This window comes from Halomonas sp. 707B3, assembly GCF_024158645.1.
Taxonomy (GTDB): domain Bacteria; phylum Pseudomonadota; class Gammaproteobacteria; order Pseudomonadales; family Halomonadaceae; genus Vreelandella; species Vreelandella lionensis.
The window spans coordinates 1-23982 of record NZ_JAMZBE010000048.1 but is presented as its reverse complement, the minus strand read 5'-3'; the positions used below and the strand labels follow the sequence as shown (position 1 = coordinate 23982).

18 protein-coding genes, 1 tRNA gene and 1 other RNA gene are annotated in these 23982 nt (G+C 55.6%); 9 read left to right on the top strand and 11 right to left on the bottom strand.

Features of this window, described 5'->3' with window-relative positions; translation table 11 throughout:
* The 6 genes from BIS10_RS08500 to BIS10_RS08475 all read left to right on the top strand — a co-directional run.
* A partial coding sequence (locus BIS10_RS08500; protein ID WP_253504333.1) for an acetate--CoA ligase family protein occupies positions 1–1135 on the top strand: 1135 nt, incomplete at its 5' end.
* Entirely contained in the window at positions 1132–1935 is an 804-nt protein-coding gene (locus BIS10_RS08495) for an enoyl-CoA hydratase-related protein (RefSeq protein ID WP_253504330.1), read from the top strand. The genes BIS10_RS08500 and BIS10_RS08495, both read left to right, overlap by 4 nt.
* Positions 1936–2064: 129 nt before the next feature.
* Positions 2065–3903 carry an SLC13 family permease gene (locus tag BIS10_RS08490; protein WP_253504329.1) on the top strand — a complete coding sequence of 613 codons (1839 nt, stop codon included), beginning with the start codon at positions 2065–2067 and terminating at the stop codon, positions 3901–3903.
* Positions 3904–4019: 116 nt separating this feature from the next.
* Positions 4020–4778 carry a DeoR/GlpR family transcriptional regulator gene (locus tag BIS10_RS08485; protein ID WP_083024102.1) on the top strand — a complete coding sequence of 253 codons (759 nt, stop codon included), beginning with the start codon at positions 4020–4022 and terminating at the stop codon, positions 4776–4778.
* Positions 4779–4927: 149 nt separating this feature from the next.
* Entirely contained in the window at positions 4928–6412 is a 1485-nt protein-coding gene (gene glpK, locus BIS10_RS08480) for a glycerol kinase GlpK (RefSeq protein ID WP_253504327.1), read from the top strand.
* Positions 6413–7017: 605 nt separating this feature from the next.
* The gene (locus tag BIS10_RS08475; RefSeq protein WP_253504325.1) at positions 7018–7242 is read left to right on the top strand and encodes a hypothetical protein; all 225 of its coding nucleotides are present in this window, start codon (positions 7018–7020) and stop codon (positions 7240–7242) included.
* Positions 7243–7364: 122 nt separating this feature from the next.
* Here BIS10_RS08475 and BIS10_RS08470 read toward each other — a convergent pair whose 3' ends face one another.
* The 11 genes from BIS10_RS08470 to betI form a co-directional block, all read right to left on the bottom strand.
* The gene (locus BIS10_RS08470) at positions 7365–9005 is read right to left on the bottom strand and encodes a glycerol-3-phosphate dehydrogenase/oxidase (RefSeq protein WP_253504323.1); all 1641 of its coding nucleotides are present in this window, start codon (positions 9003–9005) and stop codon (positions 7365–7367) included.
* Between the two features lie 123 nt (positions 9006–9128).
* A complete protein-coding gene (locus tag BIS10_RS08465) occupies positions 9129–10868 on the bottom strand; it encodes an ABC transporter substrate-binding protein (RefSeq protein WP_083023746.1) in 1740 nt (579 codons plus the stop codon).
* Positions 10869–10950: 82 nt separating this feature from the next.
* Positions 10951–11223: a DUF2160 domain-containing protein gene (locus BIS10_RS08460; RefSeq protein ID WP_083023748.1), complete on the bottom strand. Its 273-nt coding sequence runs from the start codon at positions 11221–11223 to the stop codon at positions 10951–10953.
* A gap of 11 nt (positions 11224–11234) precedes the next feature.
* Positions 11235–12128, bottom strand: a complete 894-nt coding sequence (locus tag BIS10_RS08455; protein WP_044628029.1) for a carbohydrate ABC transporter permease — start codon at positions 12126–12128, stop codon at positions 11235–11237.
* Position 12129: 1 nt separating this feature from the next.
* Complete coding sequence (locus BIS10_RS08450) at positions 12130–13017, bottom strand: carbohydrate ABC transporter permease (RefSeq protein WP_062359363.1); 888 nt, start codon at positions 13015–13017, stop codon at positions 12130–12132.
* Complete coding sequence (locus BIS10_RS08445; RefSeq protein WP_253504321.1) at positions 13010–14110, bottom strand: ABC transporter ATP-binding protein; 1101 nt, start codon at positions 14108–14110, stop codon at positions 13010–13012. Before BIS10_RS08445 ends, BIS10_RS08450 begins: the two co-directional genes overlap by 8 nt.
* Positions 14103–15203 (bottom strand): ABC transporter ATP-binding protein, encoded by a 1101-nt coding sequence (locus BIS10_RS08440; RefSeq protein ID WP_083023753.1) that lies wholly within the window; start codon positions 15201–15203, stop codon positions 14103–14105. The genes BIS10_RS08445 and BIS10_RS08440 overlap by 8 nt, the downstream gene beginning before the upstream one ends.
* Positions 15204–15578: 375 nt before the next feature.
* The gene (locus BIS10_RS08435) at positions 15579–18065 is read right to left on the bottom strand and encodes an acyl-CoA dehydrogenase (RefSeq protein WP_253504319.1); all 2487 of its coding nucleotides are present in this window, start codon (positions 18063–18065) and stop codon (positions 15579–15581) included.
* Positions 18066–18257: 192 nt separating this feature from the next.
* Complete coding sequence (betA, locus tag BIS10_RS08430; RefSeq protein ID WP_083023759.1) at positions 18258–19931, bottom strand: choline dehydrogenase; 1674 nt, start codon at positions 19929–19931, stop codon at positions 18258–18260.
* A gap of 99 nt (positions 19932–20030) precedes the next feature.
* A complete protein-coding gene (gene betB / locus BIS10_RS08425; protein WP_253504317.1) occupies positions 20031–21500 on the bottom strand; it encodes a betaine-aldehyde dehydrogenase in 1470 nt (489 codons plus the stop codon).
* Positions 21501–21510: 10 nt separating this feature from the next.
* Positions 21511–22134 (bottom strand): transcriptional regulator BetI, encoded by a 624-nt coding sequence (gene betI / locus BIS10_RS08420; protein ID WP_253504315.1) that lies wholly within the window; start codon positions 22132–22134, stop codon positions 21511–21513.
* A gap of 194 nt (positions 22135–22328) precedes the next feature.
* Between betI and BIS10_RS08415 the strand changes: the two genes are divergently transcribed.
* The 3 genes from BIS10_RS08415 to ffs all read left to right on the top strand — a co-directional run bounded on the left by BIS10_RS08415 (position 22329) and on the right by ffs (position 23583).
* The gene (locus BIS10_RS08415) at positions 22329–23261 is read left to right on the top strand and encodes a choline ABC transporter substrate-binding protein (RefSeq protein ID WP_083023763.1); all 933 of its coding nucleotides are present in this window, start codon (positions 22329–22331) and stop codon (positions 23259–23261) included.
* A 103-nt stretch (positions 23262–23364) separates the two neighbouring features.
* Positions 23365–23441: transfer RNA gene (locus BIS10_RS08410), tRNA-Met, on the top strand.
* A 45-nt stretch (positions 23442–23486) separates the two neighbouring features.
* An RNA gene (gene ffs / locus BIS10_RS08405) (signal recognition particle sRNA small type) lies at positions 23487–23583 on the top strand.
* Positions 23584–23982: the final 399 nt, after the last annotated feature.

The following is a 23982-nucleotide window of genomic DNA, read 5'->3' as shown; positions in this document are numbered from 1 at the left end:
GTTACTGCCTCAGGCATCTACCCTTAACCCGGTGGACGTGGCGGGCTCCTCGGATGCGAACCCCTCGCTGCTGGCAAGCTGCATTGAGCTGGTGATGGCGGATGAAGGCGTCGATAGCGTCTTCCTGGTCGGCATGTTCGGCGGGTATAGCCTGCGCTTTGCGGAGTCGCTGATGGGCGACGAGATGCGTGGCGCGGAGCGCATGGTAGAGCTTGCTCAAGCCTCCGAGAAGCCGCTGGTGATTTACAGCCTCTACGCACCCATCAAGCCGCCTGCGCTGCGCCGTTTACACGAAGCCGGTTTGCCGGTGTATTCCTCGATTGAGCATGCAGTGCGCGTGCTTGCTGCCTTAGGTGAGCGAGGAGAGTACCTGGCCAGCCAACAAGTGCAGGAGACGATAGCGCCCGCCGCGCCATCGGAAACAGGCAAGGCCATGCTAAAAGCGGCCAAGGCGGAAGGGCGCGATTTACTGGAGTTTGAGGCGAAGGGGCTGCTGGCGGAACACGGTATCGCGGTGCCCGAGGAGTGGTTGGTGCGTCGTGAGGACGAACTCGCCGAGATCGCCCAGCGTACGCAGGGCAAGCCGCTGGCGATGAAGGTGGTCTCGAAAGATATTCTGCATAAATCCGACGCGGGCGGGGTCAAGCTAAACCTGGTGGGTGAAGCCCCACTGCGCGATGCCTTTCAGGCCATTCACTCAAACGCCCAGGCTTACGATCCGAACGCCCAGATAGAGGGCGTGCTGGTCACGCCAATGGCGGAGAAGGGCGTTGAGGTGATTATCGGCATGCTCCGCGACCCGATTTTCGGCCCGGTGCTGATGTTTGGCTTGGGCGGTATCTTTGTGGAGGTGCTTGAGGACGTAGCCTTCCGCTCGCTGCCGCAGACCCTGCGCGACGCGCAGTCCATGGTCGATCAACTCAAAGCGCAAAAAGTGCTGGCGGGAGTACGCGGGGCGGCGGGTGTCGATAAGCAGGCGCTGGTGTCACTGCTGATGCAGGTATCCCAATTGGTGGAGGCCTACCCGGAGATTTGCGAGCTAGACTTGAACCCGGTGATTGCCTACCCAGAAGGTCATTCTGCCGCTAACTATGCCATCGTCGATGCACGAATCATCGTGGAGCGCCAATCATGAGCCAAACGCTACCTGAATTAACCGACGCTACCCTAACGCTGGAAAACCGTGTGGCAACGCTCACGCTTAACCGCCACGACGTGCGCAATGCGCTTACCGGCACGGCGCTGGTGGATGATATCGTCGCCACCGCCGCATGGGTGAACCGTTGCCAGGATGTTTCAGTGTTGGTGATCACAGGGGCGGGTAGCGCTTTTTGCGCGGGTGGCAATGTAAAAGACATGGCCGAACGCTGCGGCGATTTTGCGGGGGATGTAGCCGAAGTCGCTGAGCGCTACCGCACGGGGATTCAGCGAATGCCCCTGGCGCTTCATCAGGTAGAAGTGCCCATCATCGCCGCCGTGAACGGGGCAGCGATTGGTGCCGGGTTTGATTTGGCCAACATGGCCGATCTGCGTATTGCGTCCCGTAAGGCGAGTTTTGGGGAGACGTTTCTCAACCTAGGCATTATCCCCGGCGATGGCGGGGCGTGGTTTATGCAGCGCCAAATTGGTTACCAGCGTGCCTTTGAGCTAACCCTTTCAGGCCGGGTTATCAGCGCTGATGAAGCGCTTGCCTACGGTGTAGTGCTGGAAGTCGTGGAGCCGGAGCAACTGATGGAAGCCGCTCTGGCCCATGCCAACCGCATCGTGGCCCAGCCGCCGAAAGCGACACGCCTCACCAAGCGGCTCATGAAAATGGCCACGGATATGGAGCTAAAGCCGTTTCTGGATGTGTGCGCCGTTTTCCAAGGCATGTGCCACAACGAGCCGGAACATCTAGAAGCCGTCGAGCGGTTACTGGCACGAATGAAACGCTAACCCGCGCGCTATTTTTCCCTATTTTTCAGTGCTTGTACGGCTGTATAGTCATCGCCTAATGTGATGCTGAACACTCCACGCTTTCCGTGTCAGGGAAGAGGAGCGACAACATAGGGAGATGGCACGCGAATGACTCTGGAAAGTTTAGGACTGACCCCCAGCACGCTGGTGTTTATCGTGCTGGGGCTCACGCTAGTGGCCTTTATCTGGGGCCGGTTTCGTTATGATTTGGTGGCTTTGGCGGCCCTGCTAGGTTCCGTAATGCTCGGGCTGGTGCCAGCGGATGAAGCCTTTGCAGGCTTTGGCCATCCTGCAGTGATTACCGTGGCAGCGGTGCTGGTGTTAAGCCGTGGCTTTGAGCGCTCTGGCGTGGTGGATGTCATCGCCAATCAGGTGCTCAAAGTGGGTGAGCGCTTAATGCTGCAACTGCTCGTACTGGTGGGTACTGTCGTTGTGCTGTCCGGTGTGATGAATAACGTAGGGGCGCTGGCGCTGCTGCTGCCGGTGGCAATGCGGCTTGCCCGTGAACACAATACGTCTCCTTCGCTGCTGCTAATGCCCTTGGCGTTTGGCTCTCTGCTGGGAGGGCTGACCACGCTGATTGGTACGCCTCCCAATATTATTATTTCTGCCTACCGGGGAAATATCACCGGTGAGAACTTTGGCATGTTCAGCTTCTCGCCCGTCGGGATTGTGGTCGCACTGGCTGGTTTGGCGTTTATTGTGCTGGTGGGGTGGCGTCTAACGCCTAAACGCAGCGGTCAAGCGGCGGCAGACGATATGTTTGATACCGCGAATTATCTGGTAGAACTCAACGTTACCAAAGACTCTAAAGCCAACGGCCTTACCCTGCAGCAACTGCGCGACGAGCTGGATGAGACCATCCCAGTCTTGGCGGTCGTTCGGGAAGATAACCGCCGGGCGGGCTATCAGTTTCATGGGGTGCTCCAAGAGGGCGATATCCTCTTGCTGGAAGCAGGGCCCGATGAGCTAAAACTGCTGGAAGACAAAGTAGGCCTAAGCGCCATCGCTGAGCCCGAAGAGCCAGAGGAGGAGCAGGAGCAGGAAACTGACGCTAAGAAGGACGATGAGCGCCAACCGGTCGATACTGAAGGCCTGCAGCTCATTGAAGCCGTTGTCCGCAATGATTCGATGATGATCAATCGCAGCGTCCGGCAGCTTCGCCTCAACCATCAGTTTGGTTTGCATTTAGTGGCCGTGGCCCGAGATGGTGGTCGCTTGAAGCAACGCCTGCGGGATATCCGTTTCCAAACGGGTGACGTGTTGCTGCTGCAAGGCAGTGAAAACGAAATCACCGACAGTTTATCGAGCCTAGGGTGCCTGCCGCTGGCCAGCCGAGAGCTGCATTTAGGCCAGCCGCGTAAGCTGGCTATTTCGGTGGGTATTTTCGCGCTAGCGATTGTCGCGATGCTGTTTGATCTTTTGCCCGCGGCTGTTGCGATGAGCACGGCGGCGCTAGTATCGCTGCTGATTGGCGTGCTGCCGCTAAGGGATGGCTACCAGGCTATTGATGGTCCGGTGATTGTGCTGCTTGCCGCCATGTTGCCAGTGGGCGAAGCGCTGGAGACCAGCGGCGGTGCTGATATCATTGCCGATGCGCTGCTGCGGTTTGGCGTAGAGTGGCCGATTGTCGTTTCCTTGGTGGGGCTGTTTCTGCTCTCCATGCTCCTCTCCAACGTGGTAAACAACGCGGCAGCGGCTCTACTTATGGCGCCGATTGCGGCGAGCCTCGCCAACGGCTTCGATGCCTCGCTGGACCCGTTTTTGATGGTGGTAGCCGTCAGCGCCTCCTGTGCGTTTTTAACCCCGATTGGACACCAGTCGAATACCCTGGTGCTGGGCCCCGGGGGGTACCGGTTTGGAGATTACTGGAAACTGGGGTTGCCGCTTTCGCTTGTGGTGATGGCCGTAGCCATTCCCGCGATTTTGTGGGTGTGGCCGCTCTAACATAGCCTAAAGTAATGGCAGCACCTGGCCTGTTCGAATGTTCGCGCTATTAGATTCCGAAAATTTTGCTAATCTATAACGCACATAGACCAACAAATATCGAACAGGCCGGGCTTATGAACCAACAGTACCGCCAGGATGCCATCGTCGAACTGGTTCGCCAGCACGGCTATATGAGCATTGAGCAGCTCACTGAACACTTCGCGGTGACGCCGCAAACCATTCGCCGTGACTTAAATACACTGGCCAACGAAGGCCGCGTGCGCCGGGTTCACGGCGGCGTTGGGATAGAGTCCAGCACCGTTAACACTGCTTACAGCACCCGTAAAACCCTGCACTTAGAAGAGAAAGAGCGCATTGCCCGTTGCTTGGCGCAGCACATTCCTCACCACGCATCGCTGTTCATTAATATCGGTACCAGTAACGAGATGATTGCCCAGGCGCTTTTAGAGCATCAGGGGCTGGAGATTATTACCAACAACCTGAATGTGGCCGCCATCCTGCAGCATAAAGAGGACTTCACCGTGATCATCGCGGGCGGGCAGGTACGCTCACGGGATGGCGGTATTATCGGCGAGGCCACCATCGACTTTATTAATCAGTTCAAGGTGGATTACGGCATCATCGGGATCAGCGGCATCGACGAGGATGGCTCGCTGCTGGAGTTCGACTATCAAGAGGTGCGCGTTGCCCAGGCGATCATTGCCAACTCCCGCCGGGTGTATCTAGCCGCCGACTACTCGAAATTCCACCGTAATCCGGTGGTGCGTCAGGGCAATATCTCACAGTTGGATGCGCTGTTTACCGACCGTAAGCCCCCCGAGGCGATTCAACGGCTGCTCACCCAACACGATGTAGCGCTGCACATTGCTTAGCGCCTGCTACAACAGCGCTTAGGGGTGCTTTGGCTAAGGTGGCAGAGTTTCATACTTGAGCATTCCAGACGCCTGGAGTAGCCTTGAATGATAATAAAACGAAACAAAACAGACAAAATCGAAAGATCCTACAACAAAGTGAACGCGATATGTCCTCCTTTATTCTCGCCATCGATCAAGGCACGACCAGCTCCCGCGCGATTCTGTTTGACCGCCAAGGCCAAATAGCGGCAGTTGCCCAGCAAGAGTTTCCTCAACACTTTCCGCAAGATGGGTGGATTGAACACAATCCCGAAGACATTTGGGATTCAGTGATTGCCACCTGCCGCGAAGTGTTAAGCAAAGCCAAGATAACGCCAGAACAAGTGGATGGCGTAGGCATTACTAACCAACGTGAAACTACCGTGGTGTGGGACCGCGCCACCGGTAAGCCGCTTTACAACGCCATTGTGTGGCAAGACCGGCGCACCTCCGAGCGCTGTCAGGCGCTACGTGACGAGGGCCACACCGAGGCCGTGCAGGCCAAAACCGGCCTGTTGATTGACCCGTATTTTTCAGCGACTAAACTTGCCTGGATACTCGATAACGTAGAAGGGGCGCGCGAACGCGCCGCCAGGGGCGAGCTGGCGTTTGGCACCGTCGATAGCTTCTTGATGTGGCGCTTGACCGATGGCAAGCAGCACGTGACCGATGCCACCAATGCCTCGCGCACGGCGCTGTTTAATATTCATAACCAAACTTGGGATGACGAGCTGCTGGCACTGTTTAACGTGCCCGCCAATATGCTCCCCGAGGTGAAAGATTCAAGCGACGATTTTGGCACCGTGGAAGCCCACTGGCTGGGTGCGCCACTGCCGATTGCAGGGGTGGCGGGCGACCAGCAGGCGGCGCTTGTTGGGCAGGCGTGCTTTAAACCCGGTATGGGTAAAAGCACTTACGGTACTGGCTGTTTTATGATCGTGAACACCGGGGAAACAGCCTCGGTATCGCGTAATCGCCTGCTGACCACCATTGGCTACCGCATTAACGGCAAGCCCACCTATGCCATGGAGGGCAGCATCTTTGTGGCGGGAGCAACGGTGCAGTGGCTACGAGATGGTTTGAACCTGTTTGCCGATGCCTCTGAAACCGAAGCGCTGGCCCAGAAAACCCGCAGCGGCCACAGCGTTTATTTGGTGCCAGCCTTTACCGGGCTAGGCGCGCCCCACTGGGACCCCAAAGCCCGTGGCGCGATTTTTGGCTTAACCCGCGATACTGGCATTGCCGAAATCGTTGCGGCGGGGCTGCAGGCGGTGTGTTACCAAACCCGCGACCTGCAGCACTGTATGAACGATGATATGGAGGCTGCACCGGGCAACCTGCGTGTCGATGGCGGCATGGTGAAGAACAGCTGGGTCATGCAGTTCTTGGCCGATATGCTCAATGTTCAGGTGGATCGCCCGACGATTCTAGAAACCACTGCGCTAGGGGCTGCCTATTTGGCCGGTTTACGCTTGGGTTGGTACGACACCTTAGAAGAGATCGAGCAGCTTTGGCGCTGCGAGCGAAGCTTTACGCCTACCATGGAAGAAGCTACTCGCGAAAAGCTCTATCAAGGCTGGCTAGATGCGGTTTCTCGAGTGCGCTCCAGCTAAATTTACGACAGTTGAGTAAGTCATGTAACGCCGCTACCGCATAGCGGCGTTTTTTATGGTTGTTGTCTAGTGTCGCTATCGCCCTTAGTCGTATGGATGTATCGTTATTTAGGTGTAAAATTCACTCGCTTTTTAATTTCTTCGCGAGTCTCTACTTTTTATCACTTCGTTAGCAGTCTCGCTTCTTATGTTTGATCTCTGTTAAAACAGTCGTTTAACTTCCTTCCTGAAAGTAATCATCACCAATACCGCTTTTGACGCCGTGATGTAGTCAAACTACAACCCCACCTGCGGCCAATGATGCATTGTGAGCATAGCGTCTGTCACCCATAGTGAAGTCATGGATCAGGGCGGTGTTTTGTTATCCCGATATGCCGAACTGCTTCTTGCTACACACCTAGGCGCTGCCGTATTACCAGGGCGCTTAAGGCGAAGGTCTTGTAACGCTTGTGACCGTTTCGCAGTTACCGAACTGGGCACTTACCCGGCCCAGCATGAGTAGCAACGTCACCATTCGTCGTTAATTAAGATGGCTGCTTGATTATTTAATAAACGAAGTTTAAACAATAGCAAGCAGCGGTTGACCATACCATGAGGGACTTAGTATGAACTGCATCGAATTGAGCCAACAAGCTGACCGTATCGCTAGCTCTTTCAGTAAACTAGATTTAGCCAAGCTGGTATTGGCGCTGAAAAGCAACCGTGAGTCGCTCCAACATGCTGTCGAAGTTATTGACACCATTGATAGCCGTTCAGGCTGCACACTGGAAGAAGCATGGGATGAAGTATTAGCGGGCGACTCTCAGCTGTTAGTCGAGCACGAAGAGTAACCCTTCACTAGCTTGCTTAACACTTTTAAGCCCTCTGCTATTAAATTAGCAGAGGGCTTTTTCGTGTTTAATAAGTATGGCTAAGAGTGCTCTTTTAAGCGATTAAGGTTAATTGCATACTGTTAAGAAAGCACTTCTAAAGGTGGGCGGGAGGTATCACGGTTCTCTTCAAAGTAAGTAGCAAAGCGCTCCTCTGCGGCATCACCAAATAGCACGCGACACGCCTCTTTAAGACCAGCGGATTGGCGCAACTGCTCATGGTGAACGACCAGTGACACTTTTGCCCGTCGGCGCAGGAAGTCCTCAAGCTGGGTGATCATCTCGTGATCTCGGGCGTGCTCCAACTCGCAGCGGATGTACTCAGTGCCCTCAATAAGAATATCGGCTTCGGATGGGTCTTGGCGGATTTTTTCCAGCATAGGCATGGCCTGTTCGGCGTAGCGTCGCCAAAGCCGCGAGGAGAGTGGCTCTGAGGACGTCGTAGCCGTCATCGCATCCAGGTTCATCCGCTTGGCTTGATCCATAAACTGCTGTTTGACTGCTTCGGGCGGCTCGCCGTACCAAAGGAAGTTCGGGTCGGTTAACGTAACGCCTAGCCGCTTAACTTCATCAGCAATTTCATCGCCTACATTAAGGCAGTCTGTCAGTTTGCCGCCAAAGATGCTGATATGCGCGCTCTCTGGGTTGGTATCGATCACGTGTTTGCGCGATAGCTGCAAGAAATCCCGGTCGCTGCCCTGATCGGCTTTAATGGCCAAGGGGCGTACGCCGCAGCGGGTAGAGATAATATCGTCTTGGGTCAGCGGTTTGTCGAGCGTTAGGCGTTTGTTGATGTTTTCCAAAACGAACGCGATATCGTCAGCCGTGACATCCACTTCAGGATGCTCCATATGAGTATCGGTGGTGCCGATGCACGTACGGTTACCCATTGGAATTACGAAGAACAGCCGCCCGTCATCCGCAAAAAAAGCCAGCACCCGCTTGGTATCTGTCAGCTGCGGCACGATGAGGTGAATGCCTTTGGAGTAAAGGTGCTGGTGGGTGGTTTTTTGCCCGGTGAGCGCATTGTGTTGGTCAACCCAGGGGCCAGCGGCGTTAATCAGCACTTTAGAGCGGATGTTGAACGTGCTGCCATCCATCACGTTGCGCGCCTTAGTGACCCAGATGTCGCCCTCGCGCTCAGCGCCCAATGACTCAACGTAGTTAGCGGCCACGGCACCGTAGTTCAGCGCATGGCGTACAAAATTAAACACAAAGCGGGCGTCGTTATCGTGCAGGTAAGCATCAGAGTATTCAAACCCGCCAACGGCACCGTTGAGATCAATAATCGGTTCTTCTTGCTTGATCTTTTTAGGCGAGAGCAAGCGCGGCAGCTTCGTAAAACCGTTGCCCATCAGCCAGTAGAGCCAGGTGCCCGCCCACAAATAGCGTGGAGAGTGGCGGAAACCTTTAGTAATTGTGGTGAGAAAACGAATTTCTTGAACGGTAGAGGGGTAGCTTTTTATTAAGTGATTGCGGCTTTTACAGAGCTTGCGCACCAGTGCAAAGTCTTTGCTTTCCATGTATTTAATGCCGCCCCAAACCAAGTTTGAGGAGTGCATGCTGGTACTGCCAGCAAAGTCGCCACGATCAATCAGGGCCACTTTGGCACCTTTGCCCGCTAAGGCGGCGGCGGTTGCTGCACCATTGATGCCGCCACCGATAATCAGTGCGTCAAAGTCATCAGTGTGCAATTTCTCGACATTACGGTTACGCAGTTTCATAGCGGTTCCAATTAATTAAGAAAAAGCCCCATGTTGGTGTGTGGTCTCAAGCAGTGAAGAACGCCATGCGGACCCGCTGATGACACCAGTATAATGGGCGGGCTTTCGCCCGCCCGGCAGGTATTAGCGGGTACCGGCCGCCATCCATGCTTCCATCATTTCATCGTAAGGAACGGTGGTTCCCTGCGGCATTTCATCGTCAAGCTTCGGCTTCGGTGAACCTTCCTGATCAAGCCAGTACTGCGGGTCGCGCTCTTCGTTCAGCACTGGGGCATAGCTGTCGAAGACGTTGGCGCGGGCCAAGCGGTTCATGGTGTTGTCCATATCGGCCGCGAGCTTATCAAGACCTTCTTGCGGCGTGACTTCGCCACTCATGACCGGAGCTAGGTTCTGCCACCACAGCGGGGCCATACGTGGGTAGTCAGGTACGTTGGTACCGGTAGGCGTCCAGTTAGACTCGTTCGGGCTGCGGTAGAATTCCACCAAACCGCCCAGTTTGGGTGCCATTTCGGTCATCTGCTCAGAGAAAATGTCAGACTCGCGAATCGGCGTCAGGCCAGCCATCAGTTTTTCCAGCGAGGTGGTTTTCGCTACGGTGAACTGGGCAAATAGCCAAGCAGCGGTGCGGCGGTCTTCAGGTGTGGAGTCGAAGAACGTCCAAGCGCCTACGTCCTGATAACCGACTTTCATACCTTCTTCCCAGTACGGGCCGGTGGGGGAAGGTGCCATGCGCCACAATGGATTGCCTTCATCGTCGGTCACAGCAACAGACGGGTCGGTCATATCGGCGGTAAAGGCGGTATACCAGAAGATTTGCTGAGCGATGTGGCCTTGGGCGGGCACGGGGCCAGCTTCACCAAAGGTCATGCCCTGTGCTTCAGGTGGCGCGAAGTCACGCAGCCAATCCACGGCTTTCTGCATCGCAAACACAGAGGCGGGGGAGTTGGTAGCACCACCACGGCTAACGCTTGCGCCGACCGGCTGGCTATCTTCGTTGACACGAATACCCCAGTCATCCACCGGGTTACCGGAAGGTACGCCGGGGCTGCCCATACCTGCCATGGAGAGCCAGGAGTCATGGAAGCGCCAACCAAGCGACGGGTCGCGACGGCCGTAGTCCATGTGTCCGTAAACTTTGGTACCGTCGATTTCACCGACATGCTCGGTAAAGAACTCGGCGATATCTTCATAGGCAGTCCAGTTGGTGGGCACGCCTAGGTCATAGCCGTAAATTTCACGGAACTGCTCTTGCAGGTCTTCACGTTGGAACCAGTCATAGCGGAACCAGTACAGGTTGGCGAACTGCTGGGTAGGCAGTTGATAGAGACTGCCATCCGGGCCGGTGCCGTACTGCAGGCCGATGAAGTCGTCTAGATCCAGAGTAGGCAGGGTGTAATCCGCCCACTCATTTTCCATGGCTTGGCTTAGGTTGATGGTAGTACCGTAGCGAATATGGGTGCCGATGGAGTCAGTGTCGTTTACAAAACCGTCGTAGATGCTGTTGCCCGACTGCATCTGGTTCTGCATGGTATCAACCACATCGCCTTCGCCAATAATGTTGTGGGTGATATTAATGCCGGTCAGCTCGCTAAACGCAGGGGCGAGCACTTCGCTTTCGTACACGTGGGTGGTCAAGCCCTCGGCCACGGTCTGAATATCCATTCCGCGGAAAGGTTCGGCAGCCTTGGCAAACCAGAGCAGCTCTTCAATCTGCTCTTCACGGCTGAGCGTCGAGTCCTGGAAGTGTTCATCCACCAAGCGCTCGGCGATTGCCCTTGCGTCATGGTCATCTGCCATCAGGCTCCCCGAGGCGAGCATGAGGCTAGCGGCGAGGGTAGTGAGTTTGAACTTGTTATTACGCATGTTGACCTCGTTTTGTTGTGCTCTTCCTTGATAACGTGAGCGTCCTTGATACCGCCGTACATCCGCTGAGTGGGCCGTTGGCCTAACCCCAGCGCATCAACACCAGCAGCCATACCGCTGATAGTGCCAGTGCTATCCAGATGGATAGCGTAGTGAAGCCAATAACACCCAGGTGAATAAACGCGGCGGAAAGCAGGCCGATAAACAGCCGGTCGCCACGAGTAGTGCTAATCGGTAAAAAGCCTTTACGTTCGATGGTGGGCGATAAAATCTCCCACAGCGTCATCCCTGCTAGCATCGCTGCAATGGATGAAAAGAAAATGGCAGTCGGGGTAGTCCATACCATCCAAGTCATGGCGGTGCTCCTTAGGTGCGGCCCAGGGCGAAGCCCTTGGCGATATGGTTACGAACGAAGTAGACCACCAAAATGCCTGGCACGATGGTGAGTACACCAGCGGCGGCAAGCGTGCCCCAATCAATGCCCGAAGCGGTGGAGGTCCGTGTCATGATCATGCCGATCGGTTGAGCGTCGGTGGCGGTCAGCGTGCGTGCCAGCAGCAGCTCTACCCAAGAGAACATAAACAGGAAGAACAGCGTGACGCCGATACCGGAGCGGATCATAGGAATGAAAATCTTGATAAAGAAGCGCGGAAAGCTGTAGCCGTCGATATACGCTGTCTCATCAATCTCCTTTGGCACGCTGCTCATAAAGCCTTCCAGAATCCAGATGGCCAGCGGAATATTAAACAGGCAGTGGGCCAGGGCCACGGCAATGTGGGTATCAAACAGGCCTACTGAGTAGTAGAGCTGGAAGTAGGGCAGCAGAAACACCGCAGGCGGTGCCATTAAGTTGGTGAGCAGCCAGAAGAACAGGTGTTTGTCGCCAATGAAACGGTAGCGGCTGAACGCATAGGCGGCAGGCAGCGCCACGCAAATCGTGATCAGCATGTTGAGCGCCACATACAGCATTGAGTTCACATAGCCCATGTACCAGCTGGAGTTAGTGAAAATGCCGATGTAGTTATCAAACGTCAGGTTTTTGGGCCATAACGTCATGGAACCCAGAATCTCGCTGTTGGTCTGCAGCGACATATTGATCAGCCAATAAATTGGCAGGATCATCAGGAACAGGTACAGCCCCAACAGAAACCGCGAGCGAAAGCGGCTGCGCGCATTGCGTTTACGGCGCTGTGCCGGGGTGGTTCTGCTAAATATGGTGTTGTACTTCTCGCCCTGCTGGGCGTTATCTAAGCGGTACATATCATGCTCCCCCGTGCGGGTTCTTATCTTTTTGCATGTGCATGATGGTGGTGTAGAACACCCAGCTCACGAGCAAAATAACCAGGAAGTAGATGATCGAGAACGCGGCAGAGGGCCCCAGATCCTGCTGGCCGATCGCCATAGTCGCGAGTGACTGGCTCAGGAAGGTGGTGGAGCTACCCGGGCCGCCGCCGGTCAGTACAAAGGGCTCGGCGTAAATCATGAACGAGTGCATAAAGCGCAGCAGCACCGCAATGACCAGTACGTTAGTGAGTTTGGGAAGCTGGATGTAGCGGAAGATAGCCCATTTAGAGGCACGATCGATACGCGCGGCTTGGTAGTAAGCCTCGGGAATCGAACGCAGGCCGCTGTAGCAGAGCATGGCCACCAGCGGAGTCCAGTGCCAAACGTCCATCAAGATAATGGTTGCCCAGGCATCGCCCGAATTACGGGTAATGTTGTAGTTGATCCCTAGCTCCCGCAGACCGTAGCCCATGAGGCCGATATCGCCACGGGTGAAGATTTGCCAAATACTGCCCACCACGTTCCATGGAATGAGCAGCGGCAGGGTAATCAAGATCAAGACAGCTGAGGCCTGCCAGCCGCGTTTAGGCATAATTAGCGCAATGCCGATGCCTAAAGGCACTTGGATGGCGAGAATGGTCAGGGAAAACAGAATCTGGCGCACGAACGCGTCGCGCAGCGCAGAGTCGTTCAGAATGCTGTGGAACCACTCGGTGCCGGTGAAGAAGCGGGCATTAGGGCCCAGCACGTCCTGAACCGAGTAGTTGACCACGGTCATCAAGGGGATGATGGCCGAAAAAGCCACCAGTACCAGCATGGGAAGTACCAGCAGCCATGCGCGGTTATTGAGTACTTTATTATTCATGGCCGATCTCCACTAGGTATTCATCGACGTAGAGCGCGATGTGCTGATCGGAAAACACTGCATGGGCAGCGTCACCTACCGGCGCGTGACCTTCAGGCAGGCGCGCTTTGAACAACTGGCCGTTCAAGGTAAAGCTCAGCAGCGAGTAGGTCCCCAAGTCCTGCAGGTTGACCACTTCAATCGGTACGCTGTTTGGCTCCGGCGAGTTGCTGACCGTAATGAACTCCGGACGAATGCCAAGCTTGATATTGCTGGAGCCTGCGGCGGCCACGCTGCGGCTAACGGCCTCATTCACCGGTAGCGGCAGCTCGCCAAACATCACTTTGCCCGCTTGGTGAGAGACGCTCAGAAAGTTCATTCCTGGGCTGCCAATGAAGTAACCCACGAAGGTATGCGCCGGTTTTTCAAAAAGCTCCCGTGGCGTGCCGAATTGCACCACCTGACCGTCGTACATCACCGCAATTTTGTCGGCGAAAGTAGACGCCTCAAGCTGGTCATGGGTGACGTAGATCATGGTGATATTGAAGCGCTCATGAATCTCTTTGAGCTTACGGCGCAGCTTCCACTTGAGCTGCGGGTCGATCACTGTCAAGGGTTCGTCAAACAGGATCGCGGAGACATCATCGCGGACTAGCCCGCGGCCCATAGAGACCTTCTGCTTCTCATCGGCGGTGAGGTTTTTGGCTTTCCGAGAGAGTAGTGGCGTGAGATCGAGGATATCGGCAATTTCCCGAACTTTAGGGTCGACCTTGTACTCTGGGGTGTTCATGTTACGCAGCGGGAAAGCCAGGTTGTCGTACACCGTCATGGTGTCGTAGATCACCGGGAACTGGAACACCTGGGCAATATTACGCTCTTCCGGCGGCAGCTCGTTCACGCGGTGGCCATCGAACAGCACGTCGCCTTCTGAAGGCTCCAGCAGACCGGAAATGATGTTCAACAGAGTTGATTTACCGCAGCCCGACGGGCCGAGCAGTGCATAAGCGCCGCCCTGGTGCCACACGTGGTCCATCTGACGAATCGCGTAATCGCTATGGCTGCTAGGGGTTTTGCTGTAGCTGTGTGCCAAGCCTTTTAAGGTAATCTCAGCCATGGGCAACGCTCCCTTGAGCAGAAGAGGGGATATGCACGGTGCTGCCCTGTTTATCAAAGGCGTACAGCTGATGCGTCGGGAAGTAGACGTTAATCGCGTCGTTCACGTGAAACTCATGGATACCTGCCAAGTGAAGCACCAGCGGGAAGCGTTCATGACGCACGTGCAAAAACGTTTCGGAACCGCTGATTTCCGCAACGTCGACCAGTACCGGCAGTTCTAGATCATCGGCAGACTGAGGTTTAAGGGTGATATGCGAGGCGCGTACGCCAAAGTCGTAATCGCCCGGTGTGAGCCGCTGAAGGCCGGGGTCGCAGGGGAAGTGCAGCGACTGGTCGAAAGTGATTTCCGTCGCGGTCAGCTTTCCGGGCACGATATTGATCGGCGGTTCGGAGAACATCTCGGCGCTATGACGACCGTTGGGCTCACGGTACACCTGTTCGGTGGGGCCGTACTGCAGTAGCTTGCCTTCATGCAGTACCGCCGTATTGCCGCCTAGAGCAAGCGCCTCGTTGGGTTCGGTGGTGGCGTAAACGGCAATACAGTTGCGCGCCTTAAACAGCTCGCGTAGCTCATCGCGTAGCTCTTCGCGCAGTTTGTAATCCAGGTTCACTAGCGGTTCGTCGAACAGAATCAGGTCGGCATCTTTGACTAGCGCCCGGCCCATGGCGGTGCGCTGCTGCTGCCCCCCTGAGAGCTCTTGGGGGTAGCGGTCGAGCAGATGTTCGATATGCAGCATTTCAGCAATACTGCCAACACGGCGGTCAATTTCCTGTTGAGGCGTGTTGGCCAGCTTTAAAGGGGAGGCGATATTGTCGCGAACCGTCATGCTTGGGTAGTTGATGAACTGCTGGTAGACCATGGATACGTTGCGTTTGCGAACCGAAACGCCGGTGACATCTTTGCCGTCCATGAAGATACGCCCGCGGGTGGGCTGCTCTAAGCCTGCCATTAGACGCATGAGCGTGGTTTTACCCGCCAACGTGCGTCCCAGCAATACGTTAAAGGAACCGGGTTCCAATTCGAGGTTAACCCCACTGATATGGGACTGACCCCCGACGACGTGGTCGATATTTTGCAAATGTAAGGACATGCCGATCTCGCTAGCGTCGTTGTTATTGATAGGTGGTATCGATAAATGGCGTAGTGCGCTGATCGCGAGGGAGGGTGGCTGGCCGTACTTATTGGGCGTTTATTGTGTGGCAACCAACCCGTGCGATATTTTCATTAACGAAAGGCTAGTTGATCATTTGCGAACTTGCAACGCTTTTGATGGCCGTTTGTATTCGCTTTTAGGCGTAGAAAAGAGCAAAAAAGCGATTTTTCAAACGGCTGACAAAACGGTGTGGTGCGCCATGATTGGCTCTGGGTGTCGCGCATGTTCGTTTGCTTCGTTTTAGAACATAGAAAGAGGGCAAAAAAAACCGGCCCAGAAAGGGCCGGTAGGTTGGGAGGTGTCGGGAGTAGGCTACTTGACGCTGGTTTCTGTTGGCGAAGAGGCCTTGGCCGGTGCCGCGTTATGGTCAATCAGCGTCGACTTATCGTTGGCAAAGGCGTCGTAGGCAAAGTCATCGACGGTCAGCATTTCTAGCACTTCGGCTTCAAACGTGCGCATAAAGGCGGCGTCTTCTTCATTGATCAAGCCTTTTTCAAGCGCTGCCTCTACCCGTGCTTCGGGGTGGAGTGCCGTTTGCGGCAGTTCCCCTTTGGTATAGGCCTTGTTCACCGTGCGGTAAATCACTTCCGCGCGTTCATAATCCCCTAGCAGAGCGTTATAGCGGGCCAGCGGATTGCTAACGGTGCCGTCATCTTTGTCCCAGGTGTTGGCAAGCAGCTTGCTACGCAGCGCGCTATGGGTAGACACCCGCTGGGCAATGTCGCGGGCCAAGTCATCGTGGGGTTTGTTCCAGCGGCGGCCGGTGGGCATCACCACAACTTTCAATACTTTACCCAGCGCACGGTTTGGCAGGTTGTCAAAAATCTCAACAAAGGCCTGCTCTGCGCGGTTTAGCAGGAACTGCATGCTGTAATGCAGTAGGGCTTCTTCGCCTTCTACTTTATTGCCGTTATGCCACTGCTTGAGCACCATAGAAGCAAGGTAGAGGTTGGAAAGGATATCGCCCAGGCGAGCGGAAAGCATTTCGCGTTTTTTCAGCGTAGAGCCGAGGCTGGCCATCGCAGCATCCGCACACAGGCCGAAACCGGCGGAGAGGCGAGCGATATCTTGGGCATAACCGACAGCGGGGCCGCTAAACGGAACGCTCGGTTTGCCAAGGCCTAGTCCTAGCGTGAAGGCGCGCGCCGCGTTGCCAAAGATTAAGCCTGCATGGCCGAAGAAGGCCTTATCGAAGGCTTTCACATCGTTGGCATCTTTGGCAGCCAGCTCTTCCAGCACGTAAGGATGGCAACGAATCGCGCCCTGACCAAAGATCATCAGGTTGCGGGTCATGATGTTCGCGCCTTCAACGGTAATGGCCACTGGGTTAGCGCTATAGCCAATACCCAGATAGTTACGCGGGCCAAGCGTCACTGCTTTACCACCGTGCACGTCCATCGCATCGCTAAGCAGTACGCGCTGGAACTCGGTTAGTTGGCTTTTCAGGATGGCAGAGGGTACCGCTGGCTTTTCGCCATGGTCGATCAGGTTGGCGGTTTGGTACACCGTGGCTGCCGAAATGTAGGCCAATGACGCCATGCGGGCCAGAGGCTCTTGCACGCCTTCCATCTCGGCCACCGGTACGTTGAACTGACGACGCACGCGGGTAAAACCGCCGCTCCAACCCAGTGCATAGCGCGCGGTGCCGGTGGCACCGGAGGGCAGCGTGATGCAGCGGCCAATCGAGAGACACTCCACCAGCATACGCCAGCCTTGGCCGATCATATCCGGGCCACCGATAATGGTGTCCAGCGGTACGAACACGTCTTTACCCTTAATCGGGCCGTTCATAAACGGGCTGCCAATCGGGTGGTGGCGACGGCCAATGTCCATACCCTGAGTATCCCGGGGGATCAGCGCCAGGGTAATGCCGCGATCTTCTTCATCGCCCAGCAGCTTTTCCGGGTCGAAAAGGCGGAATGCTAGGCCAACAACCGTAGCGATGGGGGAAAGGGTAATCCAGCGCTTCTCAAAGTTGAGTCGCACGCCCACCACTTCTTCACCGTCAATGACTTGTTTGCATACCACACCGGTATCCGGCAGTGAGGTCGCGTCAGAACCCGCGCGGGGGCCGGTGAGGCCGAAGCAGGGAATTTCGCGGCCATCGGCCAGGCGGGGCAGGTAGTGGTCTTTCTGCTCTTGGGTGCCGTACTTCAGCAGCAGTTCGCCTGGGCCGAGAGAGTTGGGCACGCCTACAGTCACCATCAGGGTTTCGTTGGCGGAGAGCTTCTGCAGCACCATGGATTGCGCCTTGGCAGAGAAGCCCAAACCGCCGTACTCCTTCGGAATAATCATGCCGAAGAAGCCTTCTTTTTTCAGGTAGTCCCACAGCTCTTGGGGCAGGTCGGCGCGCTCACGGGCGATATCCCAGGCGTTGCACATGCCAGCGGCTTTTGAGCATTGGTTGTCTAAAAACGCCTGCTCTTCGTCACTTAGGCCGTCGTCTTTGAAGTCGAGCAGCGATTGCCACTGGGGCTTACCTGAGAAAAGCTCTCCATCCCAGGAAACGCTGCCCGCTTCCAGCGCGGTGCGCTCGGTAGCCGATACTTTCGGCGCTACCTTTTTGAAAGTGGCAAAAATACGCGGGGTTAGCCATTTGCTGCGCAGTGCAGGAAGGCCCGCCACGGCTACTGCGGCGGCGGCAATGAGTAGCAACGTGCCTATGATCGGTGCGCCTAACACTACGCCAATTAAGCCCAGTACGCCTAGTAGGGCAAGGGCAGCGGTGGCACCTGCCTCGCGGCGCATCACCACGAGCAAGCCCGCAACGGCCAGCACGATAAGTAGTAAGGTGAGCATGGGGGGATCTCCGTGGATGGTTATTAATGAACGTATTTAAACGTATGTTTGAATATTCGCAGAGACGCCTGTCTAAGTGCAAGCATTTCACCGTTATACGTTCGCTATATACGCTTTACTGTAGCGCAGTTGGGGCATAAAAAAACGCCATGGCGCTAGGCCATGGCGTTTTATCAAAGGCGAGTGTGTCACTTACGCCTGCTTTGCCGGTGCTCCGTTAGCAACGTAGTACTCAACGTTAGCGCGGGGCAGCGGCTCGCGACCCCGAATACGGTCGGCGATTTTTTCTGCCAGCATGATGGTTGGCGCGTTCAGGTTGCCGGTAGGAATGACCGGGAACAGTGAGGCATCCACCACGCGCAGCCCTTCAAGCCCATGTACGCGGCCTTGGGCGTCGGTGACGGCCATCTCGCCTTCGCCCATGCGGCAGCTACCGCAGGGGTGGTAGGCGGTTTCGGCGTGCTGCTTGACGAAGCTATCAAGCTCTTCGTCGCTCTGCACGTCTGGGCCGGGGGCGATTTCCCTGCCTCGGTATTGATCAAACGCAGGTTGGGCGATGATCTCACGGGTTAAGCGAATCGCATCGCGGAACTCTTCCCAATCTTTCTCTTTGGCCATGTAGTTGAACAGAATGCTCGGTGCCGCGTGGGGGTCTTTGGACGTCAGACGAATACGACCACGACTTTCTGAACGCATGGAACCTACGTGGGCCTGGAAGCCATGCGCTTGAACGGCACTCTTGCCGTTGTAGCTAATGGCGATAGGCAGGAAGTGGTACTGCAGGTTCGGCCACTCCTCTTCATCACGGCTGCGAATAAAGCCACAGGACTCAAACTGGTTGCTGGCACCCACGCCGGTGCCGTTAAACAGCCATTCGGCACCAATTTTCGGCTGGTTGTACCACTTCAGCGCCGGGTAGAGGGAAATAGGCTCTTTGCACTCGTACTGAATGTACATTTCCAGGTGGTCTTGCAGATTTTCACCGACGCCGGGTAGGTCGTGCACCACGGGAATGCCCAGCTCTTTCAGCCACTCCGAATTACCGACGCCTGAGCGCTGGAGAATCTGCGGTGAGGCAATTGCGCCGCCACACAGCAATACTTCACGGCGTGCGCGTGCCTGCTGGGGCTGGCCTTTCTGCTCGTAGCGTACGCCGACGGCGCGCTTACCATCGAACTCAATGACATCGGTGACGGCGTGAGTTTCGATGGTTAAATTGCTGCGCTGTTTGGCAGTGTCCAGGTAGCCACGGGCAGTAGAGGCGCGGCGGCCCTTCGGCGTTACAAAGCGGTCCATGGGGCCGAAGCCTTCCTGCTGGTAGCCGTTGACGTCGTCGGTTTCCGGGTAGCCAGCCTGTTTGCCCGCTTCGATAAAGACACGGTAAAGCGGGTTGTTGCCTGCTTTGGGTGTGGTCACGCTGACCGGGCCATCGCCACCGTGGAAGTCGTTCGGGCCGATATCGCGGGTTTCGCACTTTTTGAAGTAGGGCAGGCAGCTTTGGTAGTCCCACTCTTCCAAGCCGGGCTGTTTGGCCCAGTTATCGTAATCCAGGGCATTGCCGCGGATGTAGCACATGCCGTTGATCAGCGATGAGCCGCCAAGACCCTTGCCACGGCCACACTCCATGCGACGGTTGTCCATGTGCGGTTCGGGGTCGGTTTCAAACGCCCAGTTATAGCGCTTGCCTTGCAGTGGGTAGGCCAGGGCTGCGGGCATTTGGGTACGAAAATCGAAACGATAGTCAGGGCCACCGGCTTCCAACAGCAGCACGCTGACATCGCTATCTTCGGTCAAGCGAGTGGCGAGTACGTTACCCGCAGAGCCAGCGCCGATAATAATGTAATCAAATTCACGTGGTTGAGACATCAATGTTTCTCTCATCAAGAGGGTAATAAGCGGGCACAGGTAGACAAGATGTAAAAATGCCTATCTGTGCCGCCATGTTTGAGAGTGTTGATTCAGTCGTTAAAACACTGACTCAAACGGGCCCATCTCGATCTGTACGGACTTGGTCTGGGTGTAGTGATTCAGCGTTTCCACCCCGTTTTCACGGCCAATGCCGGACTCTTTGTAGCCACCGACCGGCATCTCAGAGGGAGATTCGCCCCAGGTGTTGATCCAGCAGATGCCTGCTTCCAGCTGGTGAATCACGCGGTGCGCGCGGTTCAGGCTTTCGCTGAACACGCCCGCGGCCAGGCCGTACTTGGTGTCGTTGGCGCGGCGGATCACTTCGTCTTCGTCATCAAAGGCGAGTACTGACATCACCGGACCAAAGATCTCTTCTTTAACAACGCGCATCTCATCGGTGCAGTCGGTGAACACGGTAGGGGCAGCCCAGGCGCCTTTGGCCAATTCTCCGCTGTTCCACGCTTCGCCACCGGCCAGTACACGCGCTCCTTGCTCTTTGCCAAGCGCAATGTAAGAGAGCACTTTTTCCTGATGCTCAAAGCTCACCAGCGGGCCAAAGTTGACGCTTGGGTCCATCGGGTCGCCTGCTTTGATGCGCGCCACGCGCTCTACCAGCTTGGCCTCAAACGCCTCTTTGACGCTGCGCTCGACAAACACACGAGTGCCGTTGGTGCAGATTTGGCCGCTGGAGTAGAAGTTCGCCATCATGGCGGCATCGGCTGCGCGGTCGAGGTCGGCATCTGCAAACACGATTAGCGGTGACTTGCCGCCCAACTCCATCGTCACGTCTTTCAACGTAGAGCCACCGGCCGCTGCCATGACCTTCTTGCCTGTGCCCACTTCACCGGTGAACGAGACTTTGGCAATGCCTTCGTGTTCGGTCAGCATGGCGCCTACGCGGCCATCGCCCTGAACGACGTTAAACACACCGTCTGGCAGGCCTGCTTCGGTGAAAATTTCGGCAAGCTTAAGCGCCGTTAGCGGGGTGACTTCACTGGGCTTGAACACAATCGCATTGCCAGCGGCGAGCGCAGGAGCGGCTTTCCAGCAGGCAATTTGAATCGGATAGTTCCAGGCACCAATCGCACCAATGACACCTAGCGGCTCGCGGCGGGTGTAAACAAACGAGCTATCGCGCAAGGGAATTTGGCTGCCCTCAATCGCCGGGGCAAGGCCTGCGTAGTACTCCAGAGCATCGGCACCGGTCACGATATCGACGCTGGCGGTTTCGCTAATGGGCTTGCCGGTATTGCGGGTTTCTAGCTCAGCAAGCTCGTCATTACGCTCACGAAGAAGTGCTACGGCACGCAGCAGGATGCGTGAGCGCTCCATACCGGTCATGGCGGCCCATTCGCGCTGGCCACGCTGCGCTGCTTGAACGGCGCTGTTGACATCGGCTTGGCTCGCCTGGCCGATAGTGGCCAACAGGCTGCCGTCGTAAGGATTGGTAACGGTAAATGTTTCGCCGGAGGTGGCATCAACCGGGCGACCACCAATATAGAGGGGTTGTACGTTTTGAACGGCCATGTTGATCTCCTTAATAAAAATCGGCAGTGGATGCGTCTTGATAGCATCCGTAATGAGTCAGTAACTGGTCGAGATAGGTGTGCGCAAGATGGCGCGCTTCTGCGGCATCCAGGCCTTCGGGCGTTAATGCTCCGCGCAGCCATAAACCATCAATCATGGCGGCTAGGCCACGAGCGGCGTTGCGGGCATCGGCTCTTGGCATTACCCGTTGAAACTGATGGCAAAGATTGGCGTAAAGACGACGGTCGTTCACATACTGAAGCCGCTGAAGTACGGGCTTGTGCATGCTGCTGGCCCAGAAGGCTAACCACGTCTTAGCGGCGGGGCCGGTGACCTGGGTACGATCAAAGTTGCCTTCAATAATGGCGCCAATGTGCGCACGCGGTGAATCGTCTTCTAACGCATGGCGTCGCGCGGCCACGGCATCGCTTAGATCCGTCAAAATTTGGCGCATGGTAGCCTCAAGCAGGCCATCTTTTCCGCCAAAGTAGTGGCTAATAATGCCCGCGGAAACCCCTGCGTGTCGGGCGATGCGCATCACCGTCGCTTCGGCAAGGCCAACCTCATCAATGGCCGCCATGGTGGCCTTGATTAACTGCTGGCGGCGTATTGGTTCCATTCCCACCTTAGGCACAGCTATCTCCTAATGACGTTGAATGCCCATTGGCTCCTCACCTTGAAAAGCAGGAGTAGGCATGATTACCTGAGTATGATGGCATTTTTTTATTGAACGTTCAATCAATAAAAGTATGCCTGATCGCTTCTCACCTCTGCGTCTGTTGTTTGCAGAGCGTGTGTCAATAAAACAGATCATGAGGGAAGAGCTTTATGAAACAAGTAACAACGCGTCGTTTGGGCACTTTATTCATCACCGCTTTTTTACCAGTCACGGCGTTTGCCAATGAATGCAGTAGCGTTCGTTTTGCTGAGGTGGGTTGGACAGACATAACGGCAACCACGGCGCTGGCCAGCGAAGTGCTCGAAGCGCTTGGCTACGAGCCCCGTGTGGATACTGTCTCGGTGCCCATCGCTTATGCAGGTATGCGTAATAACGATTTTGATGTGTTCCTGGGTAACTGGATGCCTTCCATGGCTTCGATCAGCGACCCGTACATTGAGCGAGGGGAGGTTGAGCGTCTGACCGCCAATCTCAAAGGTGCTAAGTACACTCTCGCCGTGCCGCAGTATGTGTATGACGCTGGCGTGACTTCTGTTAACGATTTAGCCGAGCATGCAGAACAGTTTGAGCAGCGCATTCACGGCATTGAAGCAGGTAATGACGGTAACGAGCTCATCCAGCAGATGATTGATGATGACGCCTATGGGCTAGGTGACTGGCAAGTAGTTGATTCCAGCGAGGCGGGTATGCTGGCGGAGCTAGGCGCACGGGTTCCGAATGAGAAGTGGATGGTGTTTCTGGGCTGGGAGCCGCATCCGATGAACAGTAACTACGAGATGGCGTATCTCTCCGACGCGGATGATTATTTCGGTCCTAACTTAGGTGGGGCGACGGTTTACACGAATACCCGCGCAGGGTTTGTGGAGTCCTGCCCGAACGTCGGTGAGTTGCTGAACAACATGACATTCACGCTGGAGATGGAAAACCAGCTGATGAGCGCCATCATGGACGAGGGTGTCGAACCTCGCGAAGCGGCGCGTACGTATCTCAATGATCACCCGGAAGTACTCGAGGCTTGGCTAGAAGGCGTGACCACGCGTGAAGGCGAAGAAGCACTGCCTGTTGTCAAAGCAGCGCTGTAAGCCCGTTTGCGCTTAGTGAGTCGCACGATGAAAAAAGGCAGGCCGTTTCGGCTTGCCTTTTGTCACTCATATAGGCATACTCTGCACCCGCTGATGTCGAAAAGGCTACGTAGCTCAGCTGGTTAGAGCACATCACTCATAATGATGGGGTCCCCTGTTCAAATCAGGGCGTAGCCACCAATCAGCGCAAGTATGTAGTTCATAAGCATACGACTATGGTGGCCCCTTAGGTCCTCCCGCAACGCTAAACTGCGAACCCCGCCAGGCCCGGAAGGGAGCAACGGTAGTGGTGGCTGCGTGTGCCGGGATGTGGCTTTTGGGGCCGCCTCCATTTCTAGTGTCGTTTCCGGTCTGTTTTGACATAAATTCCGGATAAAATGACATAATTTGCGGTTTCTCGTGACATAACCTATTTTTGTAGTAAACCTACGAAATGGGGTGTTGTCATGTACAGGCGCAAGCTCCGTCATTCCCGTGTCAAGAACCTCTACAAATTTGCTAGCTTCAAACTGTTTCAGCTCATACTGTAGAGCCCTCTCTAGAATTTGATGCCTGCTTTCATTTTGAATATTTATCTCATGTTAAAGCTTTTATTGTCAGGCCTTGGGTTTTATTTATTTAATTAAACCTGAATCCGTGAAGCCGGCGCCGACACTTTCCCTATCACCGCCAGCGAGCACTTTTTGATCATTCGCCCCGTGCAAGTTGGCTTTCGCAAGCC